Source organism: Vibrio sp. 2130-1, from assembly GCF_033339515.1.
The window spans coordinates 1-682 of the sequence record NZ_JAWOUT010000304.1 but is presented as its reverse complement, the minus strand read 5'-3'; the positions used below and the strand labels follow the sequence as shown (position 1 = coordinate 682).

Annotated in this window: 1 protein-coding gene; it reads right to left on the bottom strand. The window is 38.4% G+C overall.

The window, feature by feature from the left end; genetic code table 11:
* Positions 1–96: 96 nt before the first annotated feature.
* Positions 97–648, bottom strand: coding sequence for a nucleotidyltransferase domain-containing protein (locus tag R7Q09_RS25885; protein WP_031832380.1), 552 nt, complete (start codon positions 646–648; stop codon positions 97–99).
* Between the last annotated feature and the right edge of the window lie 34 nt (positions 649–682).

Below are 682 nucleotides of genomic sequence, written 5' to 3'. Positions count from 1 at the left end.
TCTTCTGAATGAAGATGACACTTGTACTTCCGACGTCTTTTGTACGTCATAGAGGCCTCTTAAGCACCTCGCTTCTTTTGATTTGAAATACCGAGTCTATAGTTTGTCTGCGAGTTTCTTTAAATAGCTTTTGGCTAATTCATTATTATCGCGGCTAAGCCATTTTATGCAGTCAAACAATTCCCAAATCAGACCTTGGTCGCCAATAGTATAAACAGGAAAATCTTCATGCTTGGGTGCCGGTTCGTTAGTAACCAGTTCATTAATAAATTCATCTTTATCGAATAGGATTATGAAGGGCTTAGAAAGCTTAAAAGGTTCACTCAAATCTAAGCAATGAATCTCAGCACTAGTTAGATCGTTGAAGATATATTTTTTGAAGTGTGCCATCTCATTATGATCACCTTCTAAGCGATAGAAGATCTCTCTGTCAGCTTCAAACTGAGCAAAACAAGGCTCAGCATTTTTATGGAAATTGTTTTTGGTGAAAACAACAACATCCGCATCCGATACTCGGTCTCCCTTTCCTGAAGACAATGAACCTAGCAATACCGCGGCAATAACATTCTCTTCATTGACAAAGGCGTTATATACCGACTCCACCAATGCCTTCTGTAAAGGCAAATGATCTAGATTTAACATTTCCATTTTCAAAGCTCTCTCCTTATAGCTTGTACGAACA